This is a genomic window from Novosphingobium sp. RL4 (assembly GCF_035658495.1).
GTDB lineage: Bacteria > Pseudomonadota > Alphaproteobacteria > Sphingomonadales > Sphingomonadaceae > Novosphingobium.
In genome coordinates, this window is sequence record NZ_CP141944.1 from 3,406,688 (window position 1) to 3,420,398 (window position 13,711).

Genomic DNA, 13,711 nt, shown 5'->3' on the forward strand with positions numbered 1-13,711 from the left:
TGGCGTCGCTGCTGACATTATAGGATAATCGGCTAGGCAACTCTTGCCGGTAACAGGAAAAGTTTACGCAGCGCCTTCCGGCGCGAGGACGCCCGCGAGTTCGCCCATGACGGCGGCGCGGCGGGAAGCGGAATCGACGTTGAGGCCGCCCTCGGCCCAGCCGATATGGGCATCGTTCATCGGCAGCGTCTCGTCGTCGATCACGACGATCGCAAGCGCGCGGCGTTCACGGCTGCGGCGCTCCTCCACCAGGCGCTCGATATCCTCGCGCATGGCGGGATTGGCCCGGATCGAAAGCGCGGTATCGCGGGAAACCTGATCGAGGGCGCGGGTCAGCGCTTCATCGATGGCGCGCGCGGGCTCGGCGGCGATGGCATGACCGGCGAGCAGTTCGGCGGCCTGGAGCGCAATCGCCCCGGCCTCGGAAATGACCTGGTCCATCACGGCATCGAAGCGTCGTTCCACTTCGTCCACCGAAGCGTGAAGCGCGTCGGTCGCCGCCAGCATCGCCTCCGCACGCTCGCCCCGCGCCTGCTCCAGCCCGGCGTCGAAGCCGTCGGACCTGGCCCTTGCGAGTTCGGCGACATGGTCCTCGTGAAGACGTTCGATGCGCGCCTGAAGCTCCGCGACATGCTCGCGCAGTTCCTCGTGCCGCCGTTCGTCCACGGGCTCATTGGTCGGGAATCGAAACACCCTGTCGAAACCGAATGGCTGAATGGTCATGGGATCCTCCATCATCGCCGCACCCTCGGAATCTCTATACGTCTTCATCAGGTCGTAAACTCATTAATGACGCCAGCGAGGCTTGCGCTGATCCGTTCTGCCCCAAACCTCGACGGCCTCTTGGCGAGTTTACGACATCGCCCGGACTTCCCCGCGGCGGAACAGGCAAGCACCTGTTTCCGCGAAGAACTCTTCAGGAATATGACGCGCGTACAAAATCGGACATTTCATCAATAGATCATCGCATCGTCGCTCTTGGGATCGACCAGCATGATTTCGCCGCGATCGCCGAGCGACTTGGCAAGGCGGACCAGCGCGGTCTGTGCCTCCTCGCATTCGCGTGCGCGCACGGGGCCCATCGCCGACATGTCGTCGCGCATCAGCTTGGCGGCGCGTTCGGTCATGCCGTTGAAGAAGATCTTCTTCATCTCGTCCGGCGCGCCCTTCAGCGCCAGCGCCAGCTCGCGCTTGTTGCAATTGCGCACGATCGTCTGGATCGCACCCGGCAGCAGATTCGCCAGATCCTCGAAAGTGAACATCAGCGCGCGAATGCGCTCGGCCGATTCGGGGGCCTTCTCGTCCAGCGCGCCGAGCATCGCTTCCTCGGTGGAGCGGTCGAGCGCGTTGAACATTTCGGCCATGGTCTCGTGCGGATCGCGGCGCTGCGCGCGTGAGAGGTTGGTCATGAACTCGCTCTTCAGAGTCTGTTCGACCTGGACGATCACGTCCTTCTGCACCGTATCCATGCGCAGCATGCGCATGACGACATCGGTGGCGAATTCGCGCGGCAGCTCGGACAGGACGCGCGCGGCGTGATCCGGCCGCAGCTTGTGGAGGATAACCGCCACCGTCTGCGGATATTCGTTCTTGAGATACCCCGCGAGCACCGCCTCGCTGACGTTGGACAGCTTGTCCCACATCGTGCGGCCGGAAGGACCACGGATGTCCTCCATGATTTCCTTGACCCGGTCCGCCGAAAGGATGCCTTCGAGCAGCCTTTCGGTGGTCTCGTAGGAACCGTGAAGCGTCGCCATGCTCGAGACTTCGCCCGAGAACTGGACGAGCAGATGCTCGACGACGACCGACGGCACCCGGCCGAGCTGGGCGATCGTGGAGGACAGCTCCTTGATCTCCTCGGTGGTGAGCTGCTCCCAGATCGGACCGCCATGATCGCGGCCGAGCGCGAGCATCAGCGCGGCAGCGCGCTGCATGCCCGAATACTTCTTGAGCTCCGGCGGCTCACCCACCGCGGCCATCATCGTCACTTCGATACCCCCGAAAAATTGCTCGGTCCCGTACGGTCAGGGCCTCGTTCCTTCTATTTATAGGAGCAAGGTCAGCGCAACCGCCCGATGGAGACACAATTGGCGATAAATTTAAACAATGGGTTGATAGGCCTGTCGGTTCTCGGCGGATCGAGCGCCTATTCCGCCCTGTCGTCGTCCCTCGCCTCCATGGACAGTGCGGCGGTTATGGCTGCGAAAAAGAACTTCACGCTGGAGGTGCCCGATACCACGCCTCCCTGGCAGGAGGACGCGGACACCAGTTCCGTCAGTTCGCAAATCCTCGCGATCAAGAAGATGCTGTCGATCGTGGACACCACCAAGGACAGCTCGCTGGAGGACCTGCCGGACGTCCAGACCGCCTTCACCACCTACAAGGCACTCGACAAACTGCGCATCCTTGCCGAAAGCGCGGCCAAGACCACCACCTCCTCGACCGAGCGCGCCTCGCTCCAGAAGGCCTTCGCGAAAGGCCTGGCCGATCTCCAGACCTACCTGGGTTCGGCTGACACCGACCTTGTCACGCTCAACTTCGGCACGCCGTCCAGCAATGCGACCTCGGTGGCGATCAAGGCCGCCAATTCCAGCGGCGCGGTGATCGGCGAAGGGGTGTCCACCTCGCGCGATGCCGCCATCGCCGGGATGACCGGCAGCGAAGTGCTCGAAATCAAGCTGACCAAGGGCAGCGCCGCACAGACGGTCACGGTGGACCTGTCGCAGACGACGCAGCCGCCCACGCTCGATTCCGTGGCCGCCGCGATCAACGCCGCGATCGGCGCCAGCCAGGCGACAGATACCAGCGGCAATCCGGTCGTCGATGCCGACGGCAATCCGGTCAGCAAGTGGAAGTCCAATTTCACGGTCGAGAAGAACGACGGCAAATGGGGCCTCGTCTTCAATCCGGCGGGAAGCGAAAAGGTCGCGATCGACCAGATCGGCGGCAGTGACGCGCTGATGGTCGCCAGCGGCGAAACCGCATCCTCCGCGGTGACCGCCGCGCGGGTATACCGCATCGACGACCTCGACGCGTCGCTGTCCTGGCAGCGCCTCAGCAAGATCAACGCCGTGGACGGCGCCGCCACCGCAACCGCAGTGGCTTCCGCCTCGGCCGACGATTACGAGGACAAGGACTACACCGTCTCCTCGGCGACCCAGGCCAAGGCCATCGCCACTGACGCCGAAGGCTTCAGCTATGTCGTCGGCACGACCGCCGGCGACGTGGGCACGCATCTCACTGACGGTTCCGACGACCTGTTCCTCACCAAGGTCGACAGCGAGGGCAACGTCGTCTGGCAGCGCAGCCTCGGCGCCGCCGGCAGCGCGCAGGGCGCGGCGGTGACGATTGCAGCCAATGGCGATATCGTCGTGGCCGGCACCGTCAGCGGCGCCTTCAACGGCGGCGACGACAGCCAGACCGACATGCTCGTCGCGCGATACAACGTGAAGGGCGAGGAACTCTCGGCCACAGTCATCCGCCAGGTCGGCAATGAAACGGCCAGCGCGGTCACCGTAGGCGACGACGGCAGCATCTATGTCGCGGGCAAGGCCTCCACCGGCGGCGGCGATGCCTTCATCGCCAAGCTGGACGCCACCGGCAAGTTCGTGGAACGTCGCACGATCGACAGCGGCGGCGCCGATTCCGTCACATCGCTGGCCATCGACGAATCCGGCAACCTGCTGGCCCTGACCAGCGAAAACGGCGTGGCCACGATCCGGCGGATCGATTCCTCGTCCCTGTCCTCGGACCTTGGCTCGATCTCGCTCGGCAATGTCACCGCCCGCGCCATCGCGGTCTCGGACACCGGCGAAATCGCGGTCGTCGGCACCACCGCCAACGCGGTCAACGGCGCGCAGGTCAACAGTATCAACGGCGGTCAGGACGCCTTCGTCACGCGCATCGACGCGGCGATGTCCTCTGCCACCACGACCTATATCGGCACCTCGGCCACCGATCAGGCCGACAGCGTCACGTACCTGAACGGCACGCTCTACGTCGGCGGCCGCACGGCCGGCGACCTGTCAGGCGCGAAGACCGGTTCCGTCGACGGCTTCGTCGCCCGCATCGACGCTACGACCGGAGAGATCGAAAAGATCTCGCAATGGGGCATGCGCACCTCGACCACCGAGCCGGTGAAGATCTCGGCCGTTTCGGGCGGCTCCACCGTGCTGGGCGCGCTCGGCCTCAGCCGGGGGACGCTCAACCAGCAGGAATCGACCACCCTCACCTCGCAGACCAGCCTTCGCGCCGGGGACCAGTTCACCCTGCGCGTGGACGGCGGCGCAACGCGCACGATCACCATCGACAAGGACGAGACGATGGCGTCGCTGTCGCTGAAGATCCAGCGGATCACCGGCACCAAGGCGACCATCACCACACCCAAGATCGATGGCCAGACCACGCTCAAGATCCAGGTCAAATCGGGCTACAAGATCGAACTCGGCGCCGGAGCCGAGGGCAAGGATGCCCTTTCCAAGCTCGGTATCGATCCCGTCCGCCTCGTGGCCTCCAAGGCGGCCGATCCCGACGCGCCCAAGGTCACCCCGGGCGGCACTTACAGCCTCGCGCTTTCGGACACCCTCAACCTGTCCGATGCCAAGACCGCCGCGGTCGCGCTCTCCAAGATCAAGTCCGCGCTCTCGATGACGCAGACCGCCTATCGCTCGCTCTACTGGGACTCCACGAAGGCCTCGCTGGTGGACGGCACCGTAACCGGGGGCGGTACCGCCTACCAGCAGAAGCAACTCGCCAATTACCAGGCCGCCCTGTCGCGCCTGACCGGCTCGTAAAGGATCGCAAGCATGTCCTCTCTTCCCCCGATCTTCGACGGCATGGGACAGGCGATGAAGTTCATGGCCGAGCACCAGCGCGTGATCGCCGAGAACATCGCCAATAACGAGACGCCGGGCTTCAAGGCCCGCACCGTCGAGGCGCCCGACTTCTCCTCCCTCGTCGCGCAATATGGCGAGGCGGGCGGCGCCCCGCGCGTGTCCCGACCCAAAGTCGAACTGTCGGGCGGCATGACCGCGCTCGGCGCCCGTCCACCGCAGGCCGGCAGCCACATCGTGCTGGACAGCGACACCAGCGAGACCAAGCCCGACGGCAACAACGTCACGCTGGAAGACCAGCTTCTCAACCTCGGCGAAGTCCAGGCGGACTTCGCGGCCATGACCAATCTCTATCGCAAGCAGATCGGATTGATGAAGGCCGCCCTCGGCCGGGGCTGATCGCGCTTTCAGCCCGGCTCGACAAGGGGGGCGCGCTCCAAGGCGGGGCGTGCCCCCCTTTCGTTGAAGGATGCCTGGCGGCAGGCTAAATTATTGGACTGATTTACAGGAACGAAATCGCCGCATCGTCGTTCAAGGATAAACGGGAGGATCCAAAGGTGAAAAGCACAGCCGTTCCATGCTCAACGGCATGATGAAAAGCCTCTTTCCGGGCTCTTTACCCGAAAAGCCGTTCATCCTCGCTTCAAACACATCCTGCTTCATCCCGAAAAATGCTCCGATCCCGAGGCAATTGCCCCGTGATCGCGATCACAGGGCAATGGGAAATACAAAACTATATGTATTTCAAAAATTTAACTCCGCTCCTTTTAGAGCAGCAGCGAGGCGAGTTGCATGGCCGAAGTGGGAAAAATTTGCCTGCAATGAAGCTGAAATTCGCTGGAAACATGACAAGCTTAACCGTTCCGGCGTAAAAGTAGGAGCAATAACATCGGAATTTATTGCCGCATGCATTATTCCGACCCACTTTGGTACGACATGGATCATGGAATATTGACCAAATGGCAATTCCATGGAACAAATTCGCCAACCTTAGCTAAACAAGAGCTTCAATGACCCAAAAACCGCTTAGATCGCAAAAGCGGACTGGGAAGGGCCCTGCCGCGGCAGAGACCATGATCGAGATCGATGCTTACCGCACGCTGGTCTTTCCCAACCGGATCAGGAAATATCGCAAGCAGCTGAATATCGGATCGCTGCTGGAATTGTCGGAACAGCTTCCGACAATAACCTATATTCGCCTCTCGAAGATCGAGCGGGGCGAGATTTTCGCGCGGGCCGGTGAGCTTCGCGAAATCGCGCGGGCGCTGGGTATCGATCCGCAGGACCTGCTGATCGATGTCGACGACCCCGAGTTCGATATTGCCGCCTGGGCCGAACCGCTGCACGGCGCCGACCGCTCCGATCCCGAGGCGGAGCGCTTTGCCGTCCTGCTCGCCGCGGCCCTGCGCGTGCGCCGCGCGGGCGATCCTGCCCTGACGATCGCCACCCTCGAACACGAGCATGGGCTTGCGCCCGTGATCCTTTCGCGGATCGAAAACGCGCTGAAGCCCTACAACCGCTGGAACGACGATGTGCGCGCAACCTTGCGCCGCCTGTTCGATGTGTCCAACGACAGGCAGCTCGCCGAACACATTGCCGCCGTGCATTCGCGCGGCGAACTCGACGCCGTCCTGCCGATGATCGCCAATCCCGAACTGCGGATCGGCAAGACCCGCGTGCGGGTCGCCTCGCTGCGCGATGAACTGGATGCCGGTTCGGGTTCCATCATCGCCCGGCCGCGCAGGCTCAACATTCCTCACCCCTTGGGCGAACGCCTCATACCGGTCCAGGACGCCGCGCCGGCCGTTCTTGCCGACGATGCTGCCGGACATCGCATGGTCGCCGTTTTCGGCACGCCGCTTCCCGATGGCCTGATCGCCAGGACGCCCGTCGATGCCCATGTCGAAGCGCCCCGCAATGCCGGCCCGAGGGCCTACGGGCTGCGCATGGGCCGGCCGACGCTGGGCGCGGGCCTGCCGGGGCGGGCCACGCTGATCGTCGATCCAGACCGGTTCCCGTCAGCCGGTGGGCTGGCCGTCATCACGAACGAACAGGGCCTGCGGGTACTGTCCGTCACGTTCGACCGCCATGGCCGGATGCTCGGCTACAGCGAAAATCCCGATCTCGAAATCGAGATCGACGGACTGGACCCTGCCAATGTCGCCACAGTACTGGCCGCCGTATTCGAATGACGTAAAAATACAAATAGTGTGACAGTCGGGCCGTTCGCCCGATTATCCCGATATAATGGTATGAGTAATATGCCCGGAAGGCAGGATGCTCATACCCAGCCTTGTGAAATCGATCGGAAAGCGAGCGGGCCCGTCCCGCGCAGCCTCCATGCGCGTCCCCCCGTTGCGTCTCATCGAGCATGCAATCGCGCATCTTCGGGCACAGGCCGGCCGCGACCGTGCCTTGCCGATCTCCTTGCTGATCGTGAACGTCGATCGCTTCAAGCTGGTCAACGACTTGTGCGGACATGCCGCAGGTGATCGCCTGATCGAGCACATCCGCGATCGCTGCGCGCGGTCTTCCCGGAACCTTCAGGTCATTCATATCGGCGCGGACGAATTCGCCTGCCTGCTCCCCGTCACCGCATTCGATTCCGGCGAGGGAGACCGCATCGCTGACAGGATCGCCGAGCGACTTCAGGAAGCGGTCGGCGATCCGGTCAGCCTTGGCCGCCACATCGTCCACCCCACAGCGTCCGTCGGCATCGCCACCGACCGTTTCGGAACGCTTTCGCCCGAGGAACTGCTGCGCGGCGCGTCGATCGCACTGTCCCACGCCAAGCAGGCGGGCGGCGGCACGGTGCAGCGCTTCTGTCCGGCCATGTTCGCAGACCTGAGCGACCGGGCGACGCTGGAAGACGACTTGCGCGGCGGATTGCTGCGCGGAGAGCTGCTTCCCTATTACCAGCCCATCGTGTCGCTCGGCTCGCGGAAGATCGCGCGGTTCGAGGCGCTCGTGCGGTGGCACCACCCCCATCGCGGCCTGCTGGGACCGGACCAGTTCCTGACGATCGCCGAGGAAGCCGGGCTGGACGACGATCTCCTGTTCTCGATGGTCCGCCAGGCCTGCCGCAACGCGGGCGAATGGGAGGGCCGGCTGGGCCTGTCGATCAACATGACGCCCCGTCAGGTCTGCGACCCCACCGTGGCCTTGCGCCTGCTGCGGATCGTCTTTGCCAGCGGCATGCGACCGGATCGCTTCACGGTGGAGATCACCGAGGATGCGATGATGCACAATGTCGTCGCCGCGCAGGAGACCGTATCCACCTTGCGCGAAGCGGGCATCCGCATCGCACTGGACGATTTCGGCACCGGCTACACCAGCCTCAGCCGCATCTGCCAGCTACCGCTCGACATGATAAAGATCGACCGTTCGCTGATCCAGTCGCTGGATACCGACGCCGGGCGCAAGCTGGTCAAGGTGGTCGTGGACCTCGGGCAGAGCCTTTCCATGCCGGTCACCGCCGAAGGCATCGAGACCCCGCGGCAGGCGCGCCTGCTGAACGAGATCGGCTGCATCTTCGGTCAGGGCTACCTGTTCGGCCGCGCCGCACCGGCATCGCTGGCCGCGCGTCTGGCCGGGGCAGCCCCGCTCGCCATAGCGTCCTGAATTCGCTTTCCGCCCCTGCGGCGGGCATGGAAAAGGGGGCAGGAGCGCATGGCCCCTCCCCCCCTCTTTTTCGATCTCGGCCGATCAGTATTCGGTGTTGAACGAGATCGGCGTCGTCAGGTCGATCCGCGCGAGATCGCCCTTGGCGCCGTAAGTGTAGGCACGGTTGCCCGAGAGCCGCTTGGCCTCGTTGGCGATGGCCCCCATCATTTCCATCGAAAGTTCGATCTGACGTTCGAGCAGGGCCGAATTGACCAGCGACGCGGCGCGCAGTTCGCCCAGCGCTTCTGCGAAACGCTCCCGCGTCTCGTCGTCCATCTGATCCGTCCATTCGGGTTCTAGCCGGTTCCGGCGCGCCAGAACTTCCTCCAGCGAGCCGACCAGACGGGCCTTGGCCGCCGCCAGTTCAGCAAGGTCAAGCGCCCGCTCGCGCCCTTCCAGCCGTTCCGTCTCCTCGCGCATCACCATCGAGAGCGAGGTCATGATCTCGATCATTTCATTCGGCACGGCCGCTACCTCCCTGCAGGCGGATGATCTGCGCCTCGACGGCGGATGCGATGCCGAGGCCCTTTCCATTGGCGATCTGGTTGCCGATCTGTTCGGCCAGCACGCCGCGGAACATCTCCTCACCGTGGCCGCCGGAGAACTCTTCCCCCTGCTCCACGGTTTCGAGCATGATTTTGGTGACCTGCCCGGCGAAGACACCCTCGAACTGGCGTGCGACAGCAGCCGGGCTGCGATCGGGTGTCTGGACCGTCGTTCGCGCCGGCAGCGAGGCCGGGCCCTTGGGAAGAACGGAATCTGCCATCGTCACTGTACCGCTATTTCCGCCTGGAGCGCACCCGCCGTGCGGAGCGCCTGGAGGATGGTGATGAGATCGCGCGGGCTGACGCCCAGCGCGTTGAGGCCGGCAACCAGCGTTTGCAGCGAGGTGCCGCCGGTGAGCAGGGCCAGCGAGGCGCCGCTGCCGTCGTCCGCCTCGATGCGGGTGCGCGGCACGGTCGTCGTCTGGCCGTTGGAAAGCGGAGCGGGCTGCGAAACCACGGGCGTTTCGGTGACGCTGATGGTCAGCCCGCCCTGTGCGATGGCCACCGGGCTGACGCGCACGTCCGCCCCCATGACCACGGTGCCCGCCGCCTCGTTGATGACGATCCGCGCGGGCTGATCCACCTGCACGGGGAGGTTCTCCACTCGGGTGACGAGATCGATCACCGTACCGCCGTTCGGGGTGAGTTCGACGGTGCCGGGATCGAGCACTTGCGCCGAGCCGGGCGCCTCGCGGTTGATGGTCGCCGCGATCTGCCGGGCGGTGGTGAAATCCGGGTTCTTCAGCGCCAGCTTGAGGCTTTGCGCCGAGCGCAGGTCATAGGCCACCTCGCGTTCGACGATGGCCCCGCCCGCGATCCGCGCCGTCGTCATCACGCCCCGGCTGAGCTTCGCCGCCGCGCCCTGCGCCTTGAAGCCGGAAACCGCGACGGGGCCCTGCGCCACCGCATAGATCTCGCCGTCTAGCGCGCGCAGCGAGGAAACCAGCAGGATGCCGCCCTGAAGGCTGGAGGCGTCTCCCAGGGCCGAAACCTGCACGTCGATGGTGGAGCCCGCGCGCGCGAAAGGAGGCATCGTCGCCGTCACCGTTACCGCCGCGACGTTCTGGGTCAGCATCTGGGTGCCGCGAATGTTCACGCCCATGCGCTCCAGCATCGCCTGAAGCGTTTCCTCCGTGAAGGGGATGTTGCGGATACGGTCGCCCGTGCCTTGAAGGCCCACGACCAGACCGTAGCCGACCAGCTGGTTGGTCCGCACGTTCTCGACATCGACGATGTCCTTGATGCGCGGCTGCGGCCCGGCGAGCGCCGCCGTGGGCGACAGCAGGACCAGCCCCGCCGCGAAAGCGAGCGCGGAGGCGAAAATCGGACCTTGCATCCTCGATTTCAAAGGCTTGGGCATCACTGTCCTTATAGGAAGAAAGAGGCTGCGGGCGGCGGTGCGGGCAGGCATTTTCGCGCTACTTCCGGGCGCCGCGCGCCAGGCGCATGACGTAGCCGATGATCTCGGCGACGGCGGCGTAATGCTCGATCGGGATCGGGCGGTCGATCTCCACGGCGGCGAACAGCGCACGCGCCAGCGGCGGGCTCTCCACGATCGGCACGTTGGATTCGGTGGCGATCGCGCGGATGCGCAGCGCGATAGCATCCACCCCCTTGGCCACCACGACCGGCGCGGCCATGGCGCCGTGGTCGTACTTGAGCGCGACGGCATAGTGCGTGGGGTTGGTGATGATGACGCTGGCCTCGGGAACCGCCGCCATCATGCGCTTGCGGGAGCGCTGCATCTGGATCTGGCGGATCTTCGCCTTGATCTTGGGATCGCCGTCGCTCTGCTTGTGCTCGTCCTTCACCTCCTGAAGCGTCATGCGCATGCGCTGGAGGAAGGCTCGCCGCTGGTAGATGAAGTCGAACAGCGCCAGCGCGACCACCAGCAGCACGACGGCGCGGATCGCCTCGTAGGCCATCTGCCCCGCCGCCGCCCCCACCGCCCCCGGCGCATAGCCGACAAGCTGGTCGAACCCGGTGAGGCGCGGTTTCAGGACCATGAAGACCACGATGCCGATGGCGCTGAACTTGGCGAGCGTCTTGGCGAATTCCACCAGGGCGCGCTGCCCGAACATTCGCTTGAGCCCGCTTGCCGGCGACAGCTTCGACCACTTGGGCGCCAGGCGCGACCAGCTCAGCGTGGCGCGGCTCTGCAGGAAGATCGTGGCCAGCGCGCAGAGCAGGAGCACGCCGAAGATCGGCAGCAACGAAAAGGCGGCATGGCGCATCACGCCGGTAATCAGGTTCTGCGCGCCGCCGGAATCGAGCGGATAGTCCTCGGCACTGCCCCAGAGCCGCATGAGCATGGTGCCGAGATGACGGATCGCGGTAATGCCGAGCCAGCCGGTGACAATCAGCGCGCCGGTCATCATCGTGGCGTGGCGCACCTCCGGCGCCATCGCCACTTCGCCGCGCTTGCGGGCATCTTCCAGCTTCTTCTGGGTGGGCTCTTCGGTCCGCTGGTCCTTGTCGCTCTCGGCCATGGCTCAGAAGCTCCATCCGTTCTGCATGAAGGTGCCCATGGCGGTGGCGAAGGCCGTCAGCATCGTGCCGAGCGTCATCGCCAGCACCGAGAGGCCGAGCAGCAGGTTGAGCGGCTGGGTAATGAAGAAGACCTGGATCGAAGGCGCCACGCGGGCGGCAAGGCCGAGCCCGACGTTGAACAGCGCTCCGTAAAGGATCAGCGGCGCAGCAAGGCTGACGCCCAGCGACATCGCCTGACTGGTCACCTTCACGGCAAGATCCGCGAACTGGGCGGAGGGCGGAAGCCCGCCCACCGGGAACACCCCATAGGACTGGAAGATCGAGGCGATCCACAAGTGATGCACGCCCAGGCTCATGCAGACGATCACCGCGACGATGCCGAACAGGCGCGACAGCAGCGGGGCCTGCCCGCCCATCGACGGGTCGGAAACGAGGGCGGATGCAAGGCCGACCTGCTGGCTGGCGATCGAGCCGGCAATGGCAGCCGCGCTGAACAGGATCTTCACGATCATGCCCATGGCGATGCCCACCAGCGTTTCGCCGATCACCAGCAACGGCAGGGAAACGTCGGACTTCACCGCCGGTGCGACGTGGCCCTGCAACATGCCGTAAAGCCCCGCGGTGAAGCCCAGCGACATCACCAGCCGGATCTGCGGCGGCACCGAATCCTCGGAGAAGGCCGGCAGCAGCATGATGACCGCCCCGACCCGGCAGAACAGGATCAGGAACGTCGCCGCATCGATCGGCAGTGCGGCCAGGGCAGCCATGTCCAGAGCGGCGGCGTTCATGACGCTATCCGGAAACGATGGCGTCGGCGATGCGGTCCATGAAGGCACCGAGGGCATGGCCGATCATCGGCAGGGACAACAGCATGACCACGCCGAGAACCAGGATCTTGGGCACGAAAGTCAGCGTCATTTCCTGCACTTGCGTAAGCGCCTGGAACAGGCCGATGACGACGCCGACGATCAGCGCCGCCATCAGCATCGGGCCGGCGATGGTCAGAACCAGTACCAGCGCGGCGCGCGCGATCTCGATGGCTTCGGAGGAGGTCATGACGCGCGGCTCCCGTCAGATCTGCATGCGCATGATTTCGGAGTAGGCGCTCACCACCCGGTCACGCACGGCAACGACCGTATCGAGCGCGGTCTCGGCGGCGCCCATCGCGGTGACCACGTCGATCAGGTCGCCCTTGCCGGCCACCTGCTTGGCGCTTTCGGCTTCCGCCGTGCGCAGCGAGGACGAGGCATCGGTCACCATGGATTCCACCATGCTGCCGAAGCTGCCGCCAGCGCCGCCAGCCGCGCCCGAACCGGCGCTCGCCATGTCGCCCAGACCGCCCATCGAGGGGCCAGCCGTCTTCATCGCGCGGCCATAGGCGGCCGCGGCGTCGAGTGCTCCGATTGCCATGAAGTGTTTCCTTACTTGAGCAGGTCGATGGTGCGCATGGTCATGCCGCGCGCGGATTCGATGGCGTTGAGGTTGGCTTCGTAGGAGCGCTGCGCCGCCTTCATGTCGGCCGCCTCGATCAGCGGATTGACGTTGGGTTGGTCGACATAGCCCTGCGCGTCGGCAGCGGGGCTTCCCGGCTGGTAGATGCGCGGGAACTGGCTCTTGTCGCCTTCGATGGACTTGACCGCCACTTGCGTCGCGCCCGATGCGCGGTCGACTTCGGCGGTGAAAGTGGCGACGCGGCGGCGATAGGGATCACCTTCCGGCGTGGTCGCCACGGAATCGGAGTTCGCGAGGTTTTCCGCGATCACGCGCATCCTCAGCGACTGGGCGCGAAGGCCCGAGGCCGAGACGCCGATCGAATTCTGAAGTTCCATCAAGTCTGCTCCTGCCCCGCCTCTGCGGGGGACAGCATCCTTATAGGCATTTTTTGCCTAGCGGCGGCATGATCCTATAAATTTAATTCCTATAAGCAGGCTTGAAAGGAGACGCGCCATGTCCGTCCTCGAAGGCATTCCCATCGAGCTGTCGATCGTTCTCGGATCGACCAGCATCCCCATCCGGCAGGTCCTCAAGATGAGCCGCGGCGCGATGATCCCGCTCGACACCGGGCACAGCGATCCCACCCGCATCTACGTCAACGACCAGCTCGTTGCCGAAGGCAAGATCCTGGTGGACGGCGAGATCATGTCGCTGGAAATCACCCGGGTCGTCGAGCGAGAGCGCTGA

General features: G+C 64.7%; 16 protein-coding genes. 6 read left to right on the top strand and 10 right to left on the bottom strand.

Features of this window, described 5'->3' with window-relative positions:
* Window positions 1-63: 63 nt before the first annotated feature.
* Window positions 64-723 carry a flagellar biosynthesis protein gene (locus tag U9J33_RS16315; protein ID WP_231635888.1) on the bottom strand — a complete coding sequence of 220 codons (660 nt, stop codon included), beginning with the start codon at window positions 721-723 and terminating at the stop codon, window positions 64-66.
* Window positions 724-953: 230 nt separating this feature from the next.
* The gene (fliG, locus tag U9J33_RS16320; protein WP_054437859.1) at window positions 954-1,982 is read right to left on the bottom strand and encodes a flagellar motor switch protein FliG; all 1,029 of its coding nucleotides are present in this window, start codon (window positions 1,980-1,982) and stop codon (window positions 954-956) included.
* Between the two features lie 129 nt (window positions 1,983-2,111).
* Between fliG and U9J33_RS16325 the strand changes: the two genes are divergently transcribed.
* From U9J33_RS16325 to U9J33_RS16345, 5 genes are all read left to right on the top strand, one after another.
* On the top strand, window positions 2,112-4,793 hold the full coding sequence (locus U9J33_RS16325) for a hypothetical protein (RefSeq protein WP_324696743.1): 2,682 nt from the start codon (window positions 2,112-2,114) through the stop codon (window positions 4,791-4,793).
* Window positions 4,794-4,805: 12 nt separating this feature from the next.
* The gene (locus tag U9J33_RS16330; protein ID WP_054437862.1) at window positions 4,806-5,231 is read left to right on the top strand and encodes a flagellar basal body rod protein FlgB; all 426 of its coding nucleotides are present in this window, start codon (window positions 4,806-4,808) and stop codon (window positions 5,229-5,231) included.
* Between the two features lie 190 nt (window positions 5,232-5,421).
* Window positions 5,422-5,787 carry a hypothetical protein gene (locus U9J33_RS16335; protein ID WP_324696745.1) on the top strand — a complete coding sequence of 122 codons (366 nt, stop codon included), beginning with the start codon at window positions 5,422-5,424 and terminating at the stop codon, window positions 5,785-5,787.
* Window positions 5,788-5,905: 118 nt separating this feature from the next.
* The gene (locus tag U9J33_RS16340) at window positions 5,906-7,024 is read left to right on the top strand and encodes a helix-turn-helix domain-containing protein (RefSeq protein ID WP_082370352.1); all 1,119 of its coding nucleotides are present in this window, start codon (window positions 5,906-5,908) and stop codon (window positions 7,022-7,024) included.
* 148 nt (window positions 7,025-7,172) lie between these two features.
* A complete protein-coding gene (locus U9J33_RS16345; protein ID WP_324696747.1) occupies window positions 7,173-8,453 on the top strand; it encodes a bifunctional diguanylate cyclase/phosphodiesterase in 1,281 nt (426 codons plus the stop codon).
* An 84-nt stretch (window positions 8,454-8,537) separates the two neighbouring features.
* Here the strand turns inward: U9J33_RS16345 and U9J33_RS16350 are convergent, their stop codons facing one another.
* The 8 genes from U9J33_RS16350 to flgC form a co-directional block, all read right to left on the bottom strand.
* Window positions 8,538-8,960: a flagellar biosynthesis protein FlgN gene (locus tag U9J33_RS16350; RefSeq protein ID WP_054437868.1), complete on the bottom strand. Its 423-nt coding sequence runs from the start codon at window positions 8,958-8,960 to the stop codon at window positions 8,538-8,540.
* Window positions 8,950-9,261 carry a rod-binding protein gene (locus tag U9J33_RS16355; protein ID WP_324696749.1) on the bottom strand — a complete coding sequence of 104 codons (312 nt, stop codon included), beginning with the start codon at window positions 9,259-9,261 and terminating at the stop codon, window positions 8,950-8,952. Before U9J33_RS16355 ends, U9J33_RS16350 begins: the two co-directional genes overlap by 11 nt.
* Before the next feature lie 2 nt (window positions 9,262-9,263).
* Window positions 9,264-10,376 carry a flagellar basal body P-ring protein FlgI gene (locus U9J33_RS16360; protein WP_324696751.1) on the bottom strand — a complete coding sequence of 371 codons (1,113 nt, stop codon included), beginning with the start codon at window positions 10,374-10,376 and terminating at the stop codon, window positions 9,264-9,266.
* Window positions 10,377-10,458: 82 nt separating this feature from the next.
* Complete coding sequence (gene flhB / locus U9J33_RS16365; RefSeq protein ID WP_185996708.1) at window positions 10,459-11,529, bottom strand: flagellar biosynthesis protein FlhB; 1,071 nt, start codon at window positions 11,527-11,529, stop codon at window positions 10,459-10,461.
* Window positions 11,530-11,532: 3 nt separating this feature from the next.
* Window positions 11,533-12,318 (bottom strand): flagellar biosynthetic protein FliR, encoded by a 786-nt coding sequence (gene fliR / locus U9J33_RS16370; RefSeq protein ID WP_324696754.1) that lies wholly within the window; start codon window positions 12,316-12,318, stop codon window positions 11,533-11,535.
* A gap of 4 nt (window positions 12,319-12,322) precedes the next feature.
* Window positions 12,323-12,586 carry a flagellar biosynthetic protein FliQ gene (locus U9J33_RS16375; protein WP_054437876.1) on the bottom strand — a complete coding sequence of 88 codons (264 nt, stop codon included), beginning with the start codon at window positions 12,584-12,586 and terminating at the stop codon, window positions 12,323-12,325.
* A gap of 15 nt (window positions 12,587-12,601) precedes the next feature.
* The gene (locus U9J33_RS16380; protein ID WP_054437877.1) at window positions 12,602-12,940 is read right to left on the bottom strand and encodes a flagellar hook-basal body complex protein FliE; all 339 of its coding nucleotides are present in this window, start codon (window positions 12,938-12,940) and stop codon (window positions 12,602-12,604) included.
* Window positions 12,941-12,951: 11 nt separating this feature from the next.
* Entirely contained in the window at window positions 12,952-13,359 is a 408-nt protein-coding gene (flgC, locus tag U9J33_RS16385) for a flagellar basal body rod protein FlgC (protein ID WP_054437879.1), read from the bottom strand.
* Between the two features lie 118 nt (window positions 13,360-13,477).
* Here flgC and U9J33_RS16390 point away from each other — a divergent pair, with 118 nt between their 5' ends.
* Complete coding sequence (locus tag U9J33_RS16390) at window positions 13,478-13,711, top strand: FliM/FliN family flagellar motor switch protein (RefSeq protein ID WP_054437881.1); 234 nt, start codon at window positions 13,478-13,480, stop codon at window positions 13,709-13,711.

What these genes read in the sequence shown, in the direction of transcription:
- U9J33_RS16315 (WP_231635888.1), bottom strand. Translation starts at nt 723, where the DNA reads ATGACCATTCAGCCATTCGGTTTCGACAGGGTGTTTCGATTCCCGACC.
- fliG (WP_054437859.1), bottom strand. Translation starts at nt 1,982, where the DNA reads ATGATGGCCGCGGTGGGTGAGCCGCCGGAGCTCAAGAAGTATTCGGGC.
- U9J33_RS16330 (WP_054437862.1), top strand. Translation starts at nt 4,806, where the DNA reads ATGTCCTCTCTTCCCCCGATCTTCGACGGCATGGGACAGGCGATGAAG.
- U9J33_RS16335 (WP_324696745.1), top strand. Translation starts at nt 5,422, where the DNA reads ATGATGAAAAGCCTCTTTCCGGGCTCTTTACCCGAAAAGCCGTTCATC.
- U9J33_RS16340 (WP_082370352.1), top strand. Translation starts at nt 5,906, where the DNA reads ATGATCGAGATCGATGCTTACCGCACGCTGGTCTTTCCCAACCGGATC.
- U9J33_RS16345 (WP_324696747.1), top strand. Translation starts at nt 7,173, where the DNA reads ATGCGCGTCCCCCCGTTGCGTCTCATCGAGCATGCAATCGCGCATCTT.
- U9J33_RS16355 (WP_324696749.1), bottom strand. Translation starts at nt 9,261, where the DNA reads ATGGCAGATTCCGTTCTTCCCAAGGGCCCGGCCTCGCTGCCGGCGCGA.
- U9J33_RS16360 (WP_324696751.1), bottom strand. Translation starts at nt 10,376, where the DNA reads ATGCAAGGTCCGATTTTCGCCTCCGCGCTCGCTTTCGCGGCGGGGCTG.
- flhB (WP_185996708.1), bottom strand. Translation starts at nt 11,529, where the DNA reads ATGGCCGAGAGCGACAAGGACCAGCGGACCGAAGAGCCCACCCAGAAG.
- fliR (WP_324696754.1), bottom strand. Translation starts at nt 12,318, where the DNA reads ATGAACGCCGCCGCTCTGGACATGGCTGCCCTGGCCGCACTGCCGATC.
- U9J33_RS16375 (WP_054437876.1), bottom strand. Translation starts at nt 12,586, where the DNA reads ATGACCTCCTCCGAAGCCATCGAGATCGCGCGCGCCGCGCTGGTACTG.
- U9J33_RS16380 (WP_054437877.1), bottom strand. Translation starts at nt 12,940, where the DNA reads ATGGCAATCGGAGCACTCGACGCCGCGGCCGCCTATGGCCGCGCGATG.
- flgC (WP_054437879.1), bottom strand. Translation starts at nt 13,359, where the DNA reads ATGGAACTTCAGAATTCGATCGGCGTCTCGGCCTCGGGCCTTCGCGCC.
- U9J33_RS16390 (WP_054437881.1), top strand. Translation starts at nt 13,478, where the DNA reads ATGTCCGTCCTCGAAGGCATTCCCATCGAGCTGTCGATCGTTCTCGGA.